The following is a 19,131-nucleotide window of genomic DNA, read 5'->3' on the forward strand; positions in this document are numbered from 1 at the left end:
TCCCGCTCTCGTTGCCAGCTTCATGGGTGGCGGGAGGCCGGTCTTCGGACTTCTCGGATCGTCACGTTCGACGTCCGGGTCACCGCAGCGGGCCCTGTGCCGGATTCTCACCGGCTTCCCAGATTCTCCCCAGACTTCGGGGCACCTCTCGCCTTCTGCGCGTCACGATAGCGTCTGCGGCCATGTCGTCCACTGGGGTGCCCACCGAGGTCGTCGTCGTCGGGATCGGCGCCGACGGCTTCGCGTCGTTGCCTCCGTCCTCGCAGTCGCTGGTGCTCGAGGCGTCGGTGCTGTGGGGCGGGTCGCGGCACCTCTCGCTGGTGCCTCCCGTCGATGGTCAGGAGCGGGTGCCGTGGCCCTCGCCGCTGGCTGCTTCTCTGCCCGGGCTCCTGTCCGAGTACGCCGGGCGTCCCGTCGTCACGCTCGCGTCGGGGGACCCGTTGGTGTCGGGCATCGCGACGACGCTGCTCGACCTGGGGACGCCGGTACGGGTCGTGCCGGCGGTCTCGTCGGTTTCGCTCGCGCGGGCTCGGATGGGGTGGTCGTCTTCGTCCCACGCCGTGGTGACGGTGGTAGCGCGCTCGGTGTCGACCGTGCTGCGGGAGTGTGCGCCGGGGCGGCGGGTTCTGGTGCTGTCGTCGGACGCGTCGACGCCGACCGAGGTCGCGGCGTTGTTGACCTCCGCGGGCTGGGGCGCGTCGTCCATGACCGTGATGGGGGACCTGGGCTCGTCGTCGGAGTCATCTGTCGCTGGTGTCGCTTCGTCGTGGTCGGTCGAGTCGCCGGCGCTGAACGTCATCGCCGTCGAGGTTGCCGGAAACGGCCTCGCATCTTGGGCGCCGGGACTTTCTGACTCTGCGTTCGAGAACGACGGCCAGCTCACCAAACGCGACCTCCGCGCCTCCGCCCTCGCCCGCCTCATGCCCGCGCCGGGCCAGCTCCTCTGGGACGTCGGCGCCGGGGCCGGCTCGGTCGGCATCGAGTGGATGCGAGCCCACCCCACCTGCCGCACGATTGCCATCGAATCTTCACCGGAGCGGGCGGCTCGGATCGCCCGCAACGCTCACGCCCTCGGCGTCCCCGACCTGCACGTCATCGAGGGTCGCGCGCCGTCCGCCCTCCACGGGCTCGAAGCGCCCGACGCAATCTTCATCGGGGGTGGCGCCACCCGGGAGGGCGTCCTCGAGACTTGCTTGACGTCAATCAAGCCCGGCGGTCGCCTCGTCGTCCACGGCGTCACGCTCGAGACCGAGGCGCTGCTCGCCCAGGCATACGCCGACCACGGCGGCGAGCTGACCCGCATCGGCGTCGAGACTGCCGAGCCGATCGGCACCTTCGCCGGGTGGACGCCGGCGCGGTCGGTGACGCAATGGTCGTGGACGGCGCCGCGCAGCGAGCGACGCCTAGGCTCAGCCCGCTATCCCCACGCCCGAATCGAGGTCCCCGTGCCAGCCACCCGTTCCGCCCGACAACGGAAGGCGAGCGCCGAAGCAGGGTCGCTCGCCGTGGTTCGCATCGACGTCGACCCTGACGACTCTTTCGCCTACAAGATCTCGTGCACCGAGTGTGAGGTCCCTCGGCCGGGGAGCGGGACGCGTGCCTGGAGCACCCGCCGACCAGGGGAGGACAACGGCTACATGGCAGCCATGGATCGGTGGATCCTCCACCTCACGTCCAAGCACCCGGATGCCGAGGCTCCCTGCTTGGCGTACCTGCCCGAGGCTCGCGCCCGTCTGCAGGACCGCCGCGACACACGGGGCTGAGGCGCGCCCGCCCGCCCCAAGACGGATAGCGTCCCGAGGTGGCCAGCACCCGACGCACCAGCACGCGTCGCAAGAGCGCCCCTCGACGTCGGAGCGGCAGCAAACAACCCAGGCCACTCCCCACCGCCGGCCCCGGCGAGCGGATCTGGGTCCTCGACGTCCCCTACGGCACCCAGGTCGAGGGCGCGAGCTGGCACCCGGCCGTCAAGACCCACCTCCACGTCGGCAGAAGGCTCCCCGCGCACCTCGAGCCGTACGCACCCGGCCCGCACACGCTCGGCCGGTTCGTCGAGAACACCCTCAACCCCGACGACCCGACCCCTAACCCTGAGCCCACGGACGCGCTCGAGCCACGACGCATCCAGTTCGAAGCGGCTGACGCGATCGCGGCGCGGGCCGAGGCGGGAGGGCGGCTGTTCCTGCTTGCCGACGAGCCTGGGGTGGGCAAGACGATCTCCGCGGTGCTCGGCGCGACCGCGGTCGGCGACGTGAGAGGTGCCAAGAGAGTGCTGGTCGTGGCCGACCGGCCCGCCGCGATCACCATCGGCCACTGGTGCCGCACGATCACGGCCCTCGGCGACGGCGGGCTGGAGTGGGTCGTCATCACGTGGGACCGGCTGGAGAAGGTCAAGGACCACGCGTGGGACGTGATCATCGCCGACGAGGCACACGCGTTGCGGCGTACGACCACCAAGCGGTGGCAGCTCTGGGCCCGGATCTCCGGGCACGGCAAGCCGCACGACGCGGCGCCGTTCGTCATCGCGACCACGGCGACGCCCGGCCACACGCCGCTCGAGCTGCCCTACCTCGCACCCGCCTATGCGCAGGCCCTCGGCGAGCCTATGAAGGAGTGGACGAGCGCGACGAAGCCGGGCGAGCTGTTCGCCGACGCGCTCGAGCGCCACGGCGTCGGCGTCGAGCGGGGACGCTACGGCGCGACGTGGACCACCGACCCGGCGCGGCGGGCCGCGGACCTCAAGCTCGTACGCGGGTGGCTCGACGAGGAGCGGCCACCGGCGATGCTGCACCGCGCGGCACCCTGGGGGCCGGTGCCGATCTCCGGGATGCCGGTAGCGCTGTCACCGGCGGAGCGGGCGGCGTACGAGGCGGAGTGGGGCGAGTTCTGCCGGGAGATGGACATCGCCCGGCGCGGGCGCAACGTCGCCAAGGGTCGGGCCGCGCTGCTCCGCTTCCGGCAGAAGGCCGGGCTCATCCGCGTCGACTCGACGGTCGCGTGGATCGCCCAGCAGGTCGAGGCGGAGCGCCAGGTGGCGTGCTCGGTCGAGTTCGTCGCGACGGCCGCGGACCCCATCGCCGACCGGCTGCGCGACTCCGGCATCGAGGTCGCCACGATCTACGGCCGCGACCGGTTCGATCCCGAGGCCGAGCGGCTGCGGTTCCAGACCGGGGAGGCGAAGGTGTGCGTCCTCACCACCGTCGCCTCGATCAGCCTGCACGCGGGCGAGACCCTCGCCGACGGGCGTACCGCCAGCACGGAGCCGCGGGTCGGCGTCTTCCACCAGGCGCGCTTCTCCGGCATCGCCGGGCGGCAGGTGACCGGGCGTACGCACCGCGACCACCAGGTCTCGCCGTGGCACATCGCCTACGCCGAGGGCACGGTCGAGGAGCAGGTCGGCAAGGTGATGGTGGAGCGGATCGCGGCCGCGTCCGACACCGTCGGGAGCGACACCACCGGTCTGGCGGACCTCGCCGAGCTCCTCGGGGCCGACTGGCTGCCCGCGGCGAGCCTGACCGACGACGGCGACTGATTCCGTACGTGCGGAGCTACTCGCCGACGGCCGACCAGTCCGCGGTCTCGACCATAGGACCCTCGAGGTCGTCCCAGGCCAGCCGGGCGAGGGCGGGAGAGCTCGGTGAGGATCCGCCCGCGGGTGAGGGCTCGTCGATGTCCGACTCGTCGAGAAACCAGTCCGGCCGGCTGCTGGCGGTGATCTAGCCGCCGATCAGTGTGGTCGAGGGGGTGTGGTGACTGACGGGTTTCGGCGGTCAGCGAGCGTGGGCGCGAGAATTACACATTTGTTCTTATCCCAACGGCGTGGCGCGCTTGACTATCGCTACATACGATCCCTCACGTGCATCATCAGCCCCACTCGTCACAGACGTCCCACAGTGCCCCCGAGACCGGCGCGGCGCTGCCCTTCGTCGTACGCCGAGCCGGGCGTACGGCCGGCCTGCTGACGGCGCTGCTGGCGCTCGTGCTGATCGCGCTGCCGACCACGGCCAGCAGGCTGAACCTGGCCACGTCGACCTACCTGTGCTCGGGCTACGCCGGCTGCCAGGCCTCCGGATACGGCAACTACGGCTACCGCCAGGCGTCGGGGACGCAGTACTGGAAGATGTTCACGGGGCACAACTGCACCAACTACGTCGCCTACCGGCTCGTCCAGTCCGGGATGCCGGACGTACGGCCGTGGACCGGCAGCGGCAACGCGTCGAACTGGGGTGCGGCGATGGCGAGCATCACCGACCAGACCCCGACGGTCGGATCGATCGCCTGGTACAAGTCCAACGTCTCGCCCGCCGGCTCGAACGGCCACGTCGCCTTCGTGGAGCAGGTCGTCTCCGAGACCGAGATCATCGTGTCGGAGGACTACTGGGGCGGGGACTTCCACTGGCGCCGCGTCACCAAGACCGGCGGCGGCTGGCCCTCGGGGTTCATCCACTTCAACGACCGCGTCGTCGCGCCCACGACGGCCCCCGCCATCGTGGGGACGCCGGCCGTCGGCGCACCGCTCGAGGTGGCTGCCGGCGCGTGGACGCCGACGCCCACCAGCGTCACCGTGCGGTGGCTGGCCGACGGCACCGCCATCCCGGGTGCCACCGCCCCCAGCTACGTCCCGACGGCCGCCGAGAAGGGCAAGACCCTCACCGCCGAGGTGACCGCGGAGCTCAGCGGCTACACGGCAGGGCGCGCGACCCTCGCGACCGCTCCCGTCGCCCCCGGACGGTTCCAGGCCGCGGCGCAGCCGGTGATCCAGGGTGTCGCGGAGGTCGGCCAGACGCTCTCCCTCACCCCGTCGTCGTGGTCGCCGCAGCCCGCGAAGGTCAAGACCCAGTGGTACGCCGACGGGACCGCCCTCGACGGCGCGACCGGGGCGTCCCTCGTCCTCACCCGCGACCACATCGGCAAGCGCATCACCGCCCGGAGCATCGCGAGCGCGAGCGGCTACAAGAAGTCGCGGGCCAACGCGACCGCGACCGAACCGGTCCTCGCCAAGCCGATCACGATGACCAGCGCGTCCCGCGTGAAGGGGACGCCCGTGGTGGGCAAGAAGCTCGTCGCCAAGGTCGGCGGCACGAAGCCCGGCGACGCGACGGCGTCGTACGCCTGGTTCCGCGACGGCCAGCGCATCGCCAAGACGACGAAGCCCACGTACACGGTCCGCCGCGCCGACCTCGGCCGCACCCTGTCCGTGCAGATCACCCTGTCCCGCCGCCACTTCCGCGACACCACCGAGACGGTGGCCGTACGCACGACCGCGACGACCACGCCCGAGCTGAAGGTGAGCACCGACGCCTCCCGCAAGCGCGTCGCGGTGGACGTACGCGTGCGCGCCCCCGGAGCGACCAAGCCCGACGGCGCGATGACCGTCACCGTCGGGAAGAGGACGGTCGAGGTCCAGGTCGTCGCCGGGCGGGCCCGCGTCGTCCTCCGCGACCTCAAGCCGGGCAGCAAGCCGGTGGTCGTGCGCTACGCCGGGAACGCCGTCGTGCAGGCCGCGGTCGCGCGCTCGAGCGTGACGGTGCCGTCCCGCAAGGGGTAGGCCTCGGTTTGGGTCTGTGGCGCGTCCTTGTCATGGTGGAGGGGACACATTCGCCATACGGGAGGAGAGCCACATGCTTGCTCTCACCGAGAACGTGACCACGATCGTCAACAAGTTCATCGAGGAAGTGCCGGGGATCTCCGCGATCCGCATCGCGACCGAGCCCGACGGGGAGGCGCTGTCCGTCAGCCCCGCTGAGGCCGCGGCGCCGGACGACATGGTGCTCGAGCAGGACGGTGCCACCGTCTACGTCGACGGGACGGCGTCGGAGTTCCTCTCCGACAAGGTCCTCGACGGCGGCGTGGACGACGAAGGCAACATCCAGTTCGCGCTGGGCCAGCAGGCCTGACGTACTCCTTCAGGAGCCCTGGACTCGCTCTGGGTCCGGGGCTCCGTCATGCTCGGATGCGTCTGGCGCAGCGACAGTGGAGTGAACAGCCCGACCTAGCGGCTCGTCACTCCACCGTCTTTCGAGGGCGGTCTGACTTGTAGAGCCAGGACTCCGCGCCCTCGCGCGCCAGCGCCCAGCCGACGAGGATGACGGCGGCCTGCTTGAGCCTGGCCTCCTCGACCTGGTCGGCGATGTCGGCGAGCGTGCCGCGGAGGACGAGCTCGTCGGGCTGGGTGGCCCGGTGGACCACGACCGCGGGGCAGTCGGCGCCGTAGTCCTCCACGAGAGAGGAGGCCAACGACCGGGTCTTCGTGATCGCGAGGTGCAGGGCCAGGGTCGCGCGCGTCGCGGCGAAGGCGGCCAGCGACTCGGTGGCCGGCATGGCCGTCGAGCGGGCCTGGGTCCTGGTCAGCACGACCGACTGCGCGACGAGCGGGACGGTGAGCTCGCGGCCGATCGCGGCGGCAGCGGCGGCGTACGCGGGGACGCCGGGGCACACGTCCCACGCGACGCCGGCTGCGTCGAGGCGGGCGGTCTGCTCGGCGAGGGCGGAGTAGAGCGACGGGTCGCCGGAGGTGAGGCGTACGACCTCGAGCCCCTCGGCAGCCGCGGACACCATGACGGACGTGATCTGGTCGAGGTCGAGGGCCTGCGTGTCGACCTGGCGCGCGTCGGGGCAGTGGGAGAGGACGTCGGCGTCGAGGTACGTCCCCGGGTAGAGCACGACGTCGGCCCCTGCGAGCAGCGACGCGGCGCGCAGGGTGATCAGGTCGGCGGCGCCCGGGCCGGCGCCGACGAAGTGGACGGTCACTCCTGCTCCACGAAGCGGGGCGTCCACACCTGGCCGGCCGGGGTCACGCGGGTCGACGAGGCGCCGACGATCAGCAGGCACTTCATGTCGACAGTGTCGGCCTCGAGCTCGGCGAGGGTGGTCACGGTCAGCGACTCCTCGGCGCGCCCGACGTCGCGGCCGACCACGACGACGGTGTCGGGGCTGCGGTGCTCGAGGAAGAGCTTCTGCAGGTCCGCGACCTGGGTCGTACGGCTGCGCGAGGCGGGGTTGTAGACCGCGAGCACCAGGTCGGCCTCGACGATCGCGCGCAGGCGCTTCTCGACCACGGACCACGGCTTGAGGCGGTCGCTCAGCGACAGGACCGCGAAGTCCGCGCCGATCGGGGCACCCGCGCGGGCGGCGACGGCCTGGACGGCGCTGACGCCGGGGAGGACCTCGATCTCGACGTCCGGGTAGTCGGCGGCCGCCTCGAACACTGCGCTCGCCATGCCGAAGACGCCCGCGTCGCCGCCGGAGACGACGGCGACCCTCTCGCCCTGTGCGGCCAGGCCGAGGGCGAGGCGGGCGCGGTCGACCTCGACGGTGTTGCCGGACGCGTGGCGCGTCAGGCCCTCGCGCTGGGGGACGCGGTGGACGTAGGGGGCGTAGCCGACGACGTGGTCGACGTCGGCGAGGGCGGCGGTGGCCTCGGGGGTGAGCCAGGAGTCGGGGCCGGGACCGAGGCCGATGACCTGGAGGGGGCGGGGGCTGGGTCTCGATACGCCCGCTCGTTCCTCGCGGGCTACTCGACCACCTTGGAGGGGGGCCTCGCGGGCTACTCGACCACCTTCGGACGACCTGCGGCCTCCGGGGTCCGAGGACAAGCTGTCGCCGGGGACGACGACGAGGGAGAAGTACGGCACCGACGTGGGGTCCACCTCGACCACCGGCATCCAGCGCTCGGCGGGCATCGAGGCGCGCTCGACGTACATCGCGTGCTCGAGGCGGCCGGCCTGGCGCAGGGCGTCGACGACACCGGGGAACGTGCGGCCGAGCTTCATGATGATCGCGCCGTCGGTGTCGGCGAGGCGGCGGGCGAGCTCGGGCACCGGGAGGGTGCCAGGCAGCACGGTGAGCACGTCGGTCTGGCGCACGAGGGGCGAGGCGAGGACGGCGGTGGCGGCGGCGAAGGCGGGCACGCCCGGGACGACCTCGGTCTCGTAGCGCGGTGAGAGCCGGTCGTGGAGGTACATGAACGACCCGTAGAACAGCGGGTCGCCCTCGGCCAGCACGACGACCGTACGGCCGGCGGCGAGGTGGGCCTCGAGCCGCGCCGAGCACGACTCGTAGAACTCGGCCATCGCGCCGGCGTACCCGCCCGGGTGCGCGGTCCTCCCGGTCGTGACGGGGTAGCGCAGCTCCTCCTCGATGGCCGTGGCCGGGATGAGGTCGGCGGCGATGGTGCGCGCGTTGGAGGTCTTGCCGACGCCCGCGTGGTAGGCGATCACGTCGGCCGACTCGATGAGCCGGGCGGCCTTGCGGGTGATCAGCTCCGGGTCGCCGGGGCCGAGCCCGACGCCGTACAGGCGCCCCTGCGCCCCGGTGCTCACTCCTTCTCCTGGGCGAGCGCGTTGAGGGCGGAGGCGGTCATCGCGGAGCCACCGCGGCGGCCGCGGACGGTCAGGAACGGCACCTCGATGGGCGCCTCCTCCAGGGCCTGCTTGGACTCGGCGGCGCCGATGAAGCCGACGGGGCAGCCGACGATCGCGGCCGGGCGCGGCGCGCCGTCGAGCAGCATCTCGAGGAGGTGGAAGAGCGCGGTCGGGGCGTTGCCGATCGCGACGACCGCGCCCTCGAGCCGGTCCTCGAGGAGCGAGAGCGCGGCGGCGGAACGGGTCGTGCCCATCAACATCGCCAGGTCGGGCGTACGCCGGTCGTGCAGGGCGCAGAGCACCTCGTTGTCGCGCGACAGCCGGGCCCGCGTGACGCCCGACGCGACCATGTGGGCGTCGGTGATGATCGGCGCGCCCGCCTCCAGCGCGGTGCGCGCGGACCGGACCAGGTGCGGGTGGATGACCAGGTCCTCGGTCAGGTCGACCTGCCCGGTGCCATGGACCATGCGGACCGCGACGCGCTCGGCGTCGGCCGGGAGGTGGTCGAAGCGGGCCTCGCGGCGGATGGTCGCGAACGACTCGTCGTAGATCGCGGCCCCGTCGGCGACGTAGTCGTAGCGGCGGGTGGGACGCGCAAGCAGGGTCATCACGGCTCCTCGGGGTTCTCGCCCCTGGGTTGCAGGTACGCCGCGCGGACAGTGTCTGGCTCGACCCCTCGCTCGTGCCGAGAGGTCTGACAGTGGCGGAACCGCCCCGGACTCGCACCGGGTTCCTGCGTCGCGTGACGGGGGCAGCCTAGGGCACCGGGACGGCCCGGGGCATGGCGCACGTCGGTGGACCGGCGTACGGTCGGGGAGATGGGTGCGGCCTGGCCACTTTCCGGGGCCAGGCCGCAGTCCTCGATCACCCTGCTCGGGTGGATCCGACCACCCGGAAGTGGTGAGGTCACTCGAAGACGTGTCCCACCGTAGAAGATGTCCCATCCTTGTCCAACCTCCGTCGGGGTGGTCGGTGCCTAGGGTGGCCCATGGACATGATGCGAGGCACCGAGATCGCCGCGGCCAGGCTGACCGACTGGCGCAAGCTCGCGCAGGGACTGCACGCGCGCTACCTCGTCGACGACTTCGCCGCGGGCGTCCGCTTCCTCGCCGCGGTCGGTGAGGCCGGGGACGCGGTCAGGCACCACCCGCGCGTGCGGATGTGGGCCGGCCACGTCGACCTCGAGCTGGTCACCGAGGACGCGATCTACCGCGAGGAGGACGGCACCGAGCACGTCGTCGAGTGGCCGACCCAGCAGGACGTCGACCTCGCGCGCCGGATCACCGAGATCGCCGCCGAGCACGCCCTCGCACCGGACCCGGCCGCCGTCAGCGAGCTGGAGCTCGGCCTCGACACCGCACACGCGGAGCGGATCGCGCCGGTGTGGGCCGCGCTGCTGACCGGCGACGCCGAGTCGCAGGGGCGCGGTACGCCGAGCGACGAGGTCCGTGACGCGACGGCGCGCGTGCCCAACCTGTGGTTCGGCGACGAGCCCAAGGGCGGGCAGCGGTTCCACGTCGAGGTCTACGTCGCCCCGGAGGCCGCCGAGCAGCGCATCGCCGCTGCCGTCGCCGCCGGTGGCGAGGTCGTCCAGGACGGCGACGGGCTGACCGTCATCGTCGACCAGGACGGCAACCGCGGCGTGCTCTGCCACGACGTCTCGACGGTCAGCGAAGACTGACCAGGGACTTCCACGGTGTGACCACCAGCTGCTCCGGCAGCGTGGACGCAACGCCTCGCGCCACGACCCCGCCCTCGACCGCGTGGTGGGTGACGCCGGGCGCGACCTCGCCGTACGCCGGGGGCGCGGACGCCACGAGGGCGCGCGGGTCCGCGGGCTGCCCGGCCGGCGGGACGGGCAGCTCGTCGACGTGCCAGGCCGCGTCGTCGCCGGTGCCGCGGACCTGCTGGAACGCCCGCGCCAGGCCAGTGAGGCGCGCGGCCGCCTCGGCGAGCGGGACGACCGGGCCCCAGTGCGAGGAGCCGATCCGGAGCTGGACCTCGCCGCCGGAGAGCGCGACGAGGCCGAGGTCGCAGGAACGGTCGGCCAGGTCGCCGCGGCCGTCGTCGAGGACGAGCAGGAACCGGCCGGGCAGCTTCGCCAGCGACGGCGTCGCGCAGATGCGTGCGTCGAGCTCGGTGGTCACCGCCCGCAGGTCCGCGCGGCCTCCCACCAGGCCGGTCAGCGGGGAGACCAGGACGTTGCGGACCAGCTCGTGCTCGGGGTGGGGGAGCAGGCCGGTGGCGCGGATCGCCTCGACGACCTCGGTCGGGACGGCGCCGTCGGCCAGCGGGAGCGCGCGCAGCTGGAGGTTGGCGCGCTTGGTGAGGTGGACCCGCCCGTCGCCCCAGGTCTCCGCCACGTCGAGCAGCGCGAGCAGGGACGTACGGGTGAGGTGGCCGCCGGGGACGCGGAGGCGTACGAGCGCGCCGTCCTCGGCCGGCCACGGACGCAGGACACCGGGGCAGAGGTCGCCTCGGGTGCGGTGCATGGGTCGAAGGATGACACGGCGCGTGCCGGCCGGGATCGGGACGGGGTAGCCTCGGCGCACCACTCCGCGTGGGACCCAGGAACCCGGTGCGACCCCGGGGCGGTTCCGCCACTGTGAGGGCCTGCGTGCAGGCCCGCAGCCAGATACTGGCCCACGCGGATCCCATCACCAGGGGCGAGAACCCCGAGGAGGATCCGTGCGTCACGCACCCATCGGCACCACCGTCGTGTCCGCAGCCGCCGTGCTCGTCCTGAGCGGCTGCGCCGGCGCCCCGGAGGCCGACAGGGCCACCGACACCGGCCCCGAGCCGAGCAGCAGCGGGAATGCCGCGTCGCTCTTCCCCGTCGAGGTGACCAGCTGCGGCTTCACCACGACCATCGAGGCGCCGCCCGAGCGCGCCGTCACCCTCAACCAGGGCGCCACCGAGGTCGCGCTCGCGCTCGGCGTCGAGGACCAGATGGCCGGCACGGCCTACCTCGACGACGCCATCCCCGCCAAGTGGGCCGATGCCTACGACGCGGTCGAGGTGCTGTCGAAGGAGTACCCCACCCGCGAGGACCTCCTCGCCGTCCAGCCCGACCTCGTCTACGCGTCCTACGGCAGCGCGTTCGACGGCAAGGTCGCCGGAACCCGGGCCGAGCTCGAGGAGTCCGGCACCTCGTCGTACCTCTCGCCGTTCGGCTGCGAGGAGGCGGCGGACCGTCCGGACCCGACCTTCGAGGCGGTCTGGGACGAGATCGACGCGGTCGCCACCGCCTTCGGCGTCCCGGAGCGCTCCGAGCAGCTCCGCACCGACCAGCAGGCCCTGCTCGACGAGCTCGCGACGAGCGGGGCGGGCGCGGACCTCGACGTCCTGTGGTTCGACTCCGGTGACAAGACCCCGTACGTCGGCGCGGGCGGCGGGGGACCGCAGCTCGTCCTCGACGCCGTCGGCGCGACGAACGTCTTCGCCGACCTCGACGGCGGCTGGGCCGAGGCGAGCTGGGAGAGGGTCGTCGCCGCCGACCCCGACGTGATCGTCCTGGCCGACGCCGGCTGGTCGAGCGCCGAGGACAAGATCGAGCACCTCGAGGGCGACCCCGTCCTGTCGCAGCTCGACGCGGTGCGCGACGGGGCGTACGTGGTCGTCCCGTTCTCCGAGTCCACCCCGGGCGTACGACTCGCGGACGGCGCCGCCTCGGTCTCCGACCAGCTCCAGCAGCTCGCCTCCCGGCAGTGACCCGCACCCTCGGCGGCCTCGGCGCGCTGGCCCTCGGGCTGGCGCTCCTCGCAGCCGCCATGGCGGTGTCGCTGGGCGTCGGCTCGGTGCGCGTCGGCGTGCCGGAGGTGCTCGAGGTCGTCGCGCGTCGGATGCACCTCGGCGTCTGGGACGTGTCCCTGCTCGACGACCAGATCGTGTGGCAGCTGCGGATGCCGCGCGTGCTCGGCGCGGCGGCCGTCGGCGCGGCGCTCGCGCTCTGCGGCGCGGTGCTGCAGTCGCTGACCCGCAACGACCTCGCCGACCCCTACCTCCTCGGCATCTCCGGCGGCGCTGCCGTCGGGGCAGTGACGGTGATCGTGCTCGGGGTGTCGTTCGCCGGGCTCGTCGGCTCGGCGGCGGTCGCGGCGGCCGGCTTCGTGGGTGCGCTCGCCGCGCTGGCGGCCGTGCTCGTGCTCGCCGCCGGACGGTCCGGCACCCTGCCACCCACGCGTACGATCCTGGCGGGCGTCGCCGTCGGCCAGGTGTGCGCGGCGTACACGTCCTTCCTCGTGATCGTCAGCGGTGACGACCAGGCCGCGCGCCGGGTGCTGTCGTGGACGCTCGGCTCGGTGGCCGGGCTCCGGTGGGAGTCGGCGGTGTTCCTCGCCGTCGTCGCGCTCGTGGCGACCGTCGGGATCCTCGGTGTTGCCGACCAGCTCGACGCGTTCGCCTTCGGTGAGGCCGCGGCCCGCTCGCTCGGCGTCGACGTCACCCGGCTGCGGTGGACCCTGCTCGTCGGCACCGCGCTGGTCACCGCCTGCCTGGTCGCCCACGCCGGCCTCATCGGCTTCGTCGGCCTGGTGGTGCCGCACATCGTCCGCCTCGTCACCGGTCCGGGGCACCGGCTCCTGCTGCCGATGTGCGCCGTGGTCGGTGCGATCGTCCTGGTCGCGGCCGACACCATCGCCCGGTCGGTCGTCGACGGCCAGGAGGTCCCGATCGGTGTGGTGACCGGCGTCGTCGGCGCCCCCTTCTTCGCCTGGCTGCTGCGGCGCGGGAGGAACCATGCGTGAGGGCGTACGGCTCGAGGTGCGCGGAGCGACGTGGCGCGCCGCCGGCCGCGACATCGTCGCCGACATCGACCTCGTCTGCGAGCCGGGCACCGTCACCGGCCTCCTCGGGCCCAACGGCTCCGGCAAGACCACGCTGATCAACCTCCTCGCCGGTCAGGCGAGGCCGGCCTCCGGTGGCGTGTGGGTCGGCGCGCGCGACCTGCACGGCCTGCCGTCGCGCGAGCGGGCCCGGCTCGTCGGACTGGTCGAGCAGCAGGCGTCGACCACCCTCGACCTCACCGTCCGCGAGGTCGTCGAGCTCGGCCGGATCCCCCATCGCAGGGGCCGTCTGTCCGTGCTCGACCAGTCGCCCGAGGACACCGCGGTGGTGGACGACGCGCTCCGGTTCGCGGACGTGCTCGAGCTCGCCGACCGCTCGTGGCAGACGCTGTCGGGCGGCGAGCGGCAGCGCACCCAGCTGGCCCGTGCGGTCGCGCAGCGCCCGGCCGTGCTGCTCCTCGACGAGCCGACCAACCACCTCGACCTCGGCCACCAGCTCGACTTCCTCACCCGCGTGCGCGGGCTCGGCCTCACGACCGTCGCCGCGCTGCACGACCTCGAGCTCGCCGCGGCCTACTGCGACCGGGTCGCCGTCCTCGACGCGGGTCGGCTCGTCGCCGCCGGGCCGGTCCACGAGGTGCTGACGTCGGCGCTGATCGCGGACGTGTACGGCGTCGAGGCGACCGTGGAGCCGCATCCGCTCCACGACCGTCCGCACGTCCGCTGGAACGGACCCCGCCAGGAGGTGGGGGCATGAGCGAGCACCACGTGCTGGTCGGGCTCTCCGCGCAGGAGGTGGCCGAGCACGCGCATCTCCTCGCGGCTGCACGCCTGGTCGACGGCACCGTGGCGCACCTCCAGCTCGGGGACCCGTCCCTCTCCGCCGAGCTCACCCGCCTCGCCGACGCGGGAGCGACGAGGATCGCCCTCGCGGGGGTCAGCCTCGGGGCCACCGCGCCCGCCCAGTCGTGGCTGCGCCGGGTGGCCGGCCACTGGTGGCGCGAGCGGGAGGGCGTACGCCCCGAGGTCACCGTCGCCACAGCGGTCCTGCGTGCCGACCTCGCCGCCCTCGACAGCGTCGCGCTGCGGGGGGTGCTCGCCCTCGCCCGAGCGGTGACCGGGACGGAGGCGCCCCTCGTCTCCGCGGCTTGGGAGGACGTGCCCCGCCACGCCCACCAGGTCCTCGTCTGCCGGGGACCCAGGTGCTCCGCGGCCGGCGCCGACCGTACGGCCGTCGCACTGGGCCGGGTCCTCGACGCCCACGGCCTCGGTGACGACGACGTCCTCGTCACGCAGACCGGCTGCCAGTTCCCGTGCAACCACGCGCCCGTCGTCAGCGTGCAGCCCGACGACGTCTGGTACGGCCGCGTCGACGCCGCCGCCGTCGAGCAGATCGCCACCCACCACCTCGTCGCCGGCACCCCCGTCGACGCCCACCGACTCGCCCGCAGCCGCGGGCGGAGCACCCACCCGGAGGACCCGTCATGACCCGGATCGCCCTGCTGTCCACGTCCGACACCGACCTGCTGAGCGCGCGGGCGTCCGGCGCCGACTTCGTGCTGGCGAACCCAGCCCGGCCCGGCCACCAGTCCATGGCCGAGGTGATCGAGGGCTGCGACCTCGTCGTCGGCCGGCTCCTCGGCTCGCCGCAGGACCTCTGCTCCGGCTTCACCCGCGTGGCGTCGACCGGGATGCCCGTCGTCGTGCTCGGCGGCGAGCAGTCGCCGAGCGCCGAGCTGATGGAGCTGTCGTCGGTGCCGATCGGCGTGGCGGCCGAGGCGCACCGCTACCTCGCTGAGGGCGGGCCGGAGAACCTGCGCCAGCTCCACGCCTTCCTCTCCGACACCGTGCTGCTCACCGGGGTGGGGTTCGAGCCGCCGAAGGTGCTGCCGCAGTGGGGGTTCGCGGAGCGCGCCGAGGTCGGTGGTGACCTCCCGCGAGTGGGGGTGCTCTACTACCGCGCGCACGAGGCCAGCGGGAACACCGCCTTCGCGCACGCCCTCGCCGACGCGATCGACGCGACGGGCGCGGCGGTCGGCGTACCGATCTTCGCCGGCTCGCTCCGGTCCGCGCCCGACGAGCTCTACGAGGCGTTCGGCAGCCTCGACGCGCTGGTGGTCACGGTCCTCGCGGCCGGCGGGAGCACGCCCGCGGTTGCCAGCGCCGGCGGTGACGACGAGTCGTGGGACGTCGCACGGATGTCGGCGCTCGACATCCCGATCATCCAGGGCCTGTGCCTCACGAGCAGCCGCGCCGAGTGGGAGGCGTCCGATGACGGGGTGAGCCCGCTCGACTCCGCCACCCAGATCGCGATCCCGGAGTTCGACGGCCGCATCATCACCGCACCGTTCTCCTTCAAGGAGGTCGACGCCGACGGGCTGCCGCACTACGTCGCCGACCCCGAGCGCTGCGCCCGCGTGGCCGGCATCGCGGTCAGGCACGCGCGCCTGCGCCACATCCCCAACGCCGAGAAGAAGCTCGCCCTCGTGCTGTCGGCCTACCCCACCAAGCACGCCCGCATCGGGAACGCGGTCGGGCTCGACACCCCCGTCTCCGCGATCCGGATGCTGCTCAGGTTGAGGGAGGAGGGGTACGACCTGGGGTCGGGCAACGTCGTCGCGGACATCCTCGAGGGTCTCGATACGTCCTCGCTCGTTCCTCGCTCGGACTACTCGACCACCTTGGAGGGCGAGGACCACTCGACCGCCTTGACGAAGGCGGGTGACGCGCTCATCCACGCGCTCATCGCGGCGGGCGGCCAGGACGAGGAGTGGCTGACCAATGCGCAGCTCACCGACGCGCACGTGCGGATCACGCCCGAGCAGTACGCCGCGTGGACCGCCCACCTGCCCCAGCAGCTGCGCGACGACATGGTCGAGGCGTGGGGCGAGGCGCCGGGCTCGCTGTTCGTCAACGACCAGCAAGAGCTCGTCCTGGCGACCGTCCGGGCCGGCAACGTCGTGCTGCTGATCCAGCCGCCGCGCGGCTTCGGGGAGAACCCGATCGCGATCTACCACGACCCCGACCTCGCGCCGACGCACCACTACCTGGCGGCGTACCGCTGGCTGGGCAGTGCCGTCGAGCAGGGGGGCTTCGGCGCCGACGCGGTCATCCACCTCGGCAAGCACGGCTCGCTGGAGTGGCTGCCCGGCAAGAACGCCGCCCTGTCCGGGGAGTGCGGCACCGACGCGGCGCTCGGCGACCTGCCGATGATCTACCCGTTCCTCGTCAACGACCCGGGTGAGGGTGCGCAGGCCAAGCGGCGCGCCCACGCGACGATCGTCGACCACCTGGTCCCGCCGATGGCGCGCGCCGAGTCGTACGGCGACATCGCCCGGCTCGAGCAGCTCCTCGACGAGCACGCCAACATCGCGGCGATGGACCCGGCCAAGCTGCCCGCGATCCGCGGCGAGATCTGGCAGCTCATGCACGCCGCCGAGATGCACCGCGACCTCGGGCTCGAGGAGCAGCCGGACGCGGAGGAGTTCGACGACTTCATCATGCACGTCGACGGCTGGCTCTGCGAGATCAAGGACGCGCAGATCCGCGACGGGCTGCACGTCCTCGGCCAGGCGCCGAGCGGTGAGGCACGGGTCAACCTGGTGCTGGCGATCCTGCGGGCCGCGCAGGTCTTCGGGGGGCAGGCGCAGGCCGTGCCGGGGCTGCGGGCCGCGCTGGGCCTCAAGGAGAACGCGGAGGCGACCTCGGCCGTCGACGCGATCGAGGCGAAGGCCCGCGACCTGGTCGAGCAGATGGACGAGGCGGACTGGGACGTCGCCCGCGCGACGGAGCTCCACGACGACCCGGAGGTCCAGCGGGTGCTGGAGTTCGCGGCCACCCAGGTCGTGCCGCGCCTCGCGCGCACGACCGACGAGCTCGACGCGGTCGTGCACGCCCTCGACGGCGGCTTCATCGCCGCCGGCCCGTCGGGATCGCCGCTGCGCGGGCTCGTCAACGTGCTGCCGACGGGGCGCAACTTCTACACCGTCGACCCGCGCGCCGTCCCGTCCCGGCTGGCCTGGCAGACCGGCTCCGCGATGGCCGAGTCGCTGGTCGCGAAGTACGTCGACGAGACCGGCACCTACCCGCAGTCCGTGGGCCTGTCGGTCTGGGGCACCAGCGCCATGCGCACCAGCGGCGACGACGTCGCCGAGGTGCTCGCGCTGCTGGGCGTACGCCCCGAGTGGGACCCGGCCTCGCGTCGCGTCAACGACCTCACGGTCATCCCGCTCGAGGACCTCGGCCGACCGCGCATCGACGTCACCGTGCGGATCTCCGGCTTCTTCCGCGACGCCTTCCCGCACGTGGTCGCCATGCTCGACGACGCCGTACGCCTGGTGGCGGCGCTCGAGGAGCCCGACGAGCAGAACTACGTCCGGGCCCACGCGCGCGCCGACCTGGCCGAGCACGGCGACGAGCGCCGCTCGACGACGCGGATCTTCGGCTCGAAGCCCGGCTCGTACGGCGCCGGCATCCTCCAGGTCGTCGAGTCCGGCAACTGGCGCGACGACGCCGACCTCGCCGAGGTCTACACGGCGTGGGGCGGCTTCGCCTACGGTCGCGACCTCGACGGCGCACCGGCCGCCGACGACATGCGCACCAACTACCGGCGGATCAAGGTCGCCGCGAAGAACGTCGACACCCGCGAGCACGACATCGCCGACAGCGACGACTACTTCCAGTACCACGGCGGCATGGTCGCCACGGTGCGCGCGCTGACCGGCAGCGACCCCAAGGCCTACGTCGGCGACTCGACGACGCCCGACGCGGTGCGCACGCGGACCCTGCAGGAGGAGACCAACCGCGTCTTCCGGGCCCGCGTGGTCAACCCGCGCTGGATCGGCGCGATGCAGCGCCACGGCTACAAGGGCGCCTTCGAGCTCGCCGCGACCGTCGACTACCTCTTCGGGTTCGACGCCACCGCGGGCGTCGTGCACGACTGGATGTACGAGTCGCTCGCCAAGGAGTACGTCCTCGACGAGACCAACCAGCAGTTCCTGCGGACCTCCAACCCGTGGGCCCTGCGCGGCATCGTCGAGCGGCTGCACGAGGCGGCCGAGCGCGGGCTGTGGGAGGACCCCGACGCCGACGTGATGGCCGCCCTGCAGCAGGTCTACCTCGACGTCGAGGGCGAGCTGGAGGACCGGTGACGACCACCACCGTCCGCATCGTCGGCATCGGCTGCCACCCCGGGCAGCTGACCGGTGAGGCGCGGGAGGCCGTCGCCGGCTGCGACTACGTGATCGCCGCCGACAAGGGCTCGTCCGACGGTGGGGACGACCCGCTGCTCGCGGTGCGCCGGGCGATCTGCGCCGAGCTCGGCGTGGAGCTCGTCGCCGTGCCGGACCCCGAGCGCGACCGGGACCCCGACCTCGACGCGACGGCCTACGACGGCGCGGTCCTCGACTGGCACGACGCGCGCGCCGCGGCGTACGGCTCCGTCCTCGGCGCGCGGCCCGGCACCGTCGGCTTCCTCGTCTGGGGCGACCCGGCGTTCTACGACTCGACGATCCGGGTCGTCGAGCGCCTCGACGTGCCGTACGACGTCCTGCCCGGGGTCTCCGCGCTCTCGCTGCTCGCGGCGCGGCACCGCGTCGTGCTGCACGAGGTCGGCCGGCCGGTGCTCGTGACGACCGGCCGACGGCTCGCCGACGACGTCGCGGCCGGGCACGACAACCTCGTCGTCATGCTCGACGGACGGCTGCAAGCAACGTTGCTTGCAGGCGACTGGGACATCTGGTGGGGAGCCAACCTCGGGAGCCCGCACGAGGAGCTGGTCGCCGGGCGCCTGGGCGACGTGGAGCCGGAGGTCCGAGCCGCCCGCGCCCGGGCGAGGGACGCCGACGGCTGGGTGATGGACACCTACCTGCTGAGGCGGCGGTCAGGTGCCGCATCAGGTGCCGGGACCGGTGTCGGGGGCGGACCGTAGGCTGAGCGCGTGCCACGCCCCGCCAAGGTCGTCGAGATCCCCAAGCCCGACACGT

At 73.2% G+C, this 19,131-nt stretch carries 15 protein-coding genes and 3 riboswitches; of the genes, 11 read left to right on the plus strand and 4 right to left on the minus strand.

Translation table 11 applies throughout. The features are described 5' to 3' along the window. Window positions 1-18: 18 nt before the first annotated feature. Window positions 19-164, minus strand: a riboswitch (cobalamin riboswitch). Between the two features lie 18 nt (window positions 165-182). From cbiE to F4692_RS08850, 4 genes are all read left to right on the plus strand, one after another. Beyond that, entirely contained in the window at window positions 183-1,763 is a 1,581-nt protein-coding gene (cbiE, locus tag F4692_RS08835; protein ID WP_179619313.1) for a precorrin-6y C5,15-methyltransferase (decarboxylating) subunit CbiE, read from the plus strand. A 38-nt stretch (window positions 1,764-1,801) separates the two neighbouring features. Continuing rightward, complete coding sequence (locus F4692_RS08840; protein ID WP_179619314.1) at window positions 1,802-3,532, plus strand: DEAD/DEAH box helicase; 1,731 nt, start codon at window positions 1,802-1,804, stop codon at window positions 3,530-3,532. Between the two features lie 324 nt (window positions 3,533-3,856). Next, entirely contained in the window at window positions 3,857-5,548 is a 1,692-nt protein-coding gene (locus tag F4692_RS08845) for a CHAP domain-containing protein (RefSeq protein ID WP_179619315.1), read from the plus strand. A 73-nt stretch (window positions 5,549-5,621) separates the two neighbouring features. Continuing rightward, window positions 5,622-5,897 carry a Fe-S cluster assembly protein HesB gene (locus F4692_RS08850; RefSeq protein ID WP_179619316.1) on the plus strand — a complete coding sequence of 92 codons (276 nt, stop codon included), beginning with the start codon at window positions 5,622-5,624 and terminating at the stop codon, window positions 5,895-5,897. Between the two features lie 106 nt (window positions 5,898-6,003). Here F4692_RS08850 and F4692_RS08855 read toward each other — a convergent pair whose 3' ends face one another. The 3 genes from F4692_RS08855 to F4692_RS08865 are packed head-to-tail and all read right to left on the minus strand — an operon-like array spanning window position 6,004 to window position 8,971. Next, the gene (locus F4692_RS08855; protein WP_308645226.1) at window positions 6,004-6,750 is read right to left on the minus strand and encodes a cobalt-precorrin-4/precorrin-4 C(11)-methyltransferase; all 747 of its coding nucleotides are present in this window, start codon (window positions 6,748-6,750) and stop codon (window positions 6,004-6,006) included. Then, window positions 6,747-8,321 (minus strand): precorrin-2 C(20)-methyltransferase, encoded by a 1,575-nt coding sequence (locus F4692_RS08860; protein WP_179619318.1) that lies wholly within the window; start codon window positions 8,319-8,321, stop codon window positions 6,747-6,749. Before F4692_RS08860 ends, F4692_RS08855 begins: the two co-directional genes overlap by 4 nt. Then, the gene (locus F4692_RS08865) at window positions 8,318-8,971 is read right to left on the minus strand and encodes a precorrin-8X methylmutase (RefSeq protein ID WP_179619319.1); all 654 of its coding nucleotides are present in this window, start codon (window positions 8,969-8,971) and stop codon (window positions 8,318-8,320) included. The genes F4692_RS08860 and F4692_RS08865 overlap by 4 nt, the downstream gene beginning before the upstream one ends. A gap of 49 nt (window positions 8,972-9,020) precedes the next feature. Beyond that, window positions 9,021-9,099, minus strand: a riboswitch (cobalamin riboswitch). A 252-nt stretch (window positions 9,100-9,351) separates the two neighbouring features. Here F4692_RS08865 and F4692_RS08870 point away from each other — a divergent pair. Next, the gene (locus tag F4692_RS08870; protein ID WP_179619320.1) at window positions 9,352-10,044 is read left to right on the plus strand and encodes a 4a-hydroxytetrahydrobiopterin dehydratase; all 693 of its coding nucleotides are present in this window, start codon (window positions 9,352-9,354) and stop codon (window positions 10,042-10,044) included. Here the strand turns inward: F4692_RS08870 and F4692_RS08875 are convergent. After that, window positions 10,031-10,855, minus strand: a complete 825-nt coding sequence (locus F4692_RS08875) for a nitrite reductase (RefSeq protein WP_179619321.1) — start codon at window positions 10,853-10,855, stop codon at window positions 10,031-10,033. The genes F4692_RS08870 and F4692_RS08875 overlap by 14 nt on opposite strands. A 35-nt stretch (window positions 10,856-10,890) precedes the next feature. Beyond that, a riboswitch (cobalamin riboswitch) is annotated at window positions 10,891-11,024 on the plus strand. Window positions 11,025-11,051: 27 nt separating this feature from the next. Here F4692_RS08875 and F4692_RS08880 point away from each other — a divergent pair. Genes F4692_RS08880 through cobF form a run of 6 tightly spaced genes read left to right on the plus strand, consistent with a single transcriptional unit; the run spans window position 11,052 to window position 19,076 of the window. After that, window positions 11,052-12,074: an ABC transporter substrate-binding protein gene (locus F4692_RS08880; protein ID WP_179619322.1), complete on the plus strand. Its 1,023-nt coding sequence runs from the start codon at window positions 11,052-11,054 to the stop codon at window positions 12,072-12,074. Beyond that, on the plus strand, window positions 12,071-13,108 hold the full coding sequence (locus F4692_RS08885; protein ID WP_308645227.1) for a FecCD family ABC transporter permease: 1,038 nt from the start codon (window positions 12,071-12,073) through the stop codon (window positions 13,106-13,108). The genes F4692_RS08880 and F4692_RS08885 overlap by 4 nt, the downstream gene beginning before the upstream one ends. Further along, complete coding sequence (locus F4692_RS08890) at window positions 13,101-13,904, plus strand: ABC transporter ATP-binding protein (protein WP_179619323.1); 804 nt, start codon at window positions 13,101-13,103, stop codon at window positions 13,902-13,904. The genes F4692_RS08885 and F4692_RS08890 overlap by 8 nt, the downstream gene beginning before the upstream one ends. Further along, complete coding sequence (locus tag F4692_RS08895) at window positions 13,901-14,635, plus strand: (2Fe-2S) ferredoxin domain-containing protein (RefSeq protein ID WP_179619324.1); 735 nt, start codon at window positions 13,901-13,903, stop codon at window positions 14,633-14,635. The genes F4692_RS08890 and F4692_RS08895 overlap by 4 nt, the downstream gene beginning before the upstream one ends. Next, entirely contained in the window at window positions 14,632-18,297 is a 3,666-nt protein-coding gene (cobN, locus tag F4692_RS08900) for a cobaltochelatase subunit CobN (RefSeq protein WP_179619325.1), read from the plus strand. Before F4692_RS08895 ends, cobN begins: the two co-directional genes overlap by 4 nt. Further along, a complete protein-coding gene (gene cobF / locus F4692_RS08905) occupies window positions 18,294-19,076 on the plus strand; it encodes a precorrin-6A synthase (deacetylating) (protein ID WP_179619326.1) in 783 nt (260 codons plus the stop codon). The genes cobN and cobF overlap by 4 nt, the downstream gene beginning before the upstream one ends. The last annotated feature ends 55 nt before the right edge of the window (window positions 19,077-19,131 follow it).

Source organism: Nocardioides cavernae (assembly GCF_013410035.1).
GTDB classification, from domain to species: domain Bacteria; phylum Actinomycetota; class Actinomycetes; order Propionibacteriales; family Nocardioidaceae; genus Nocardioides; species Nocardioides cavernae_A.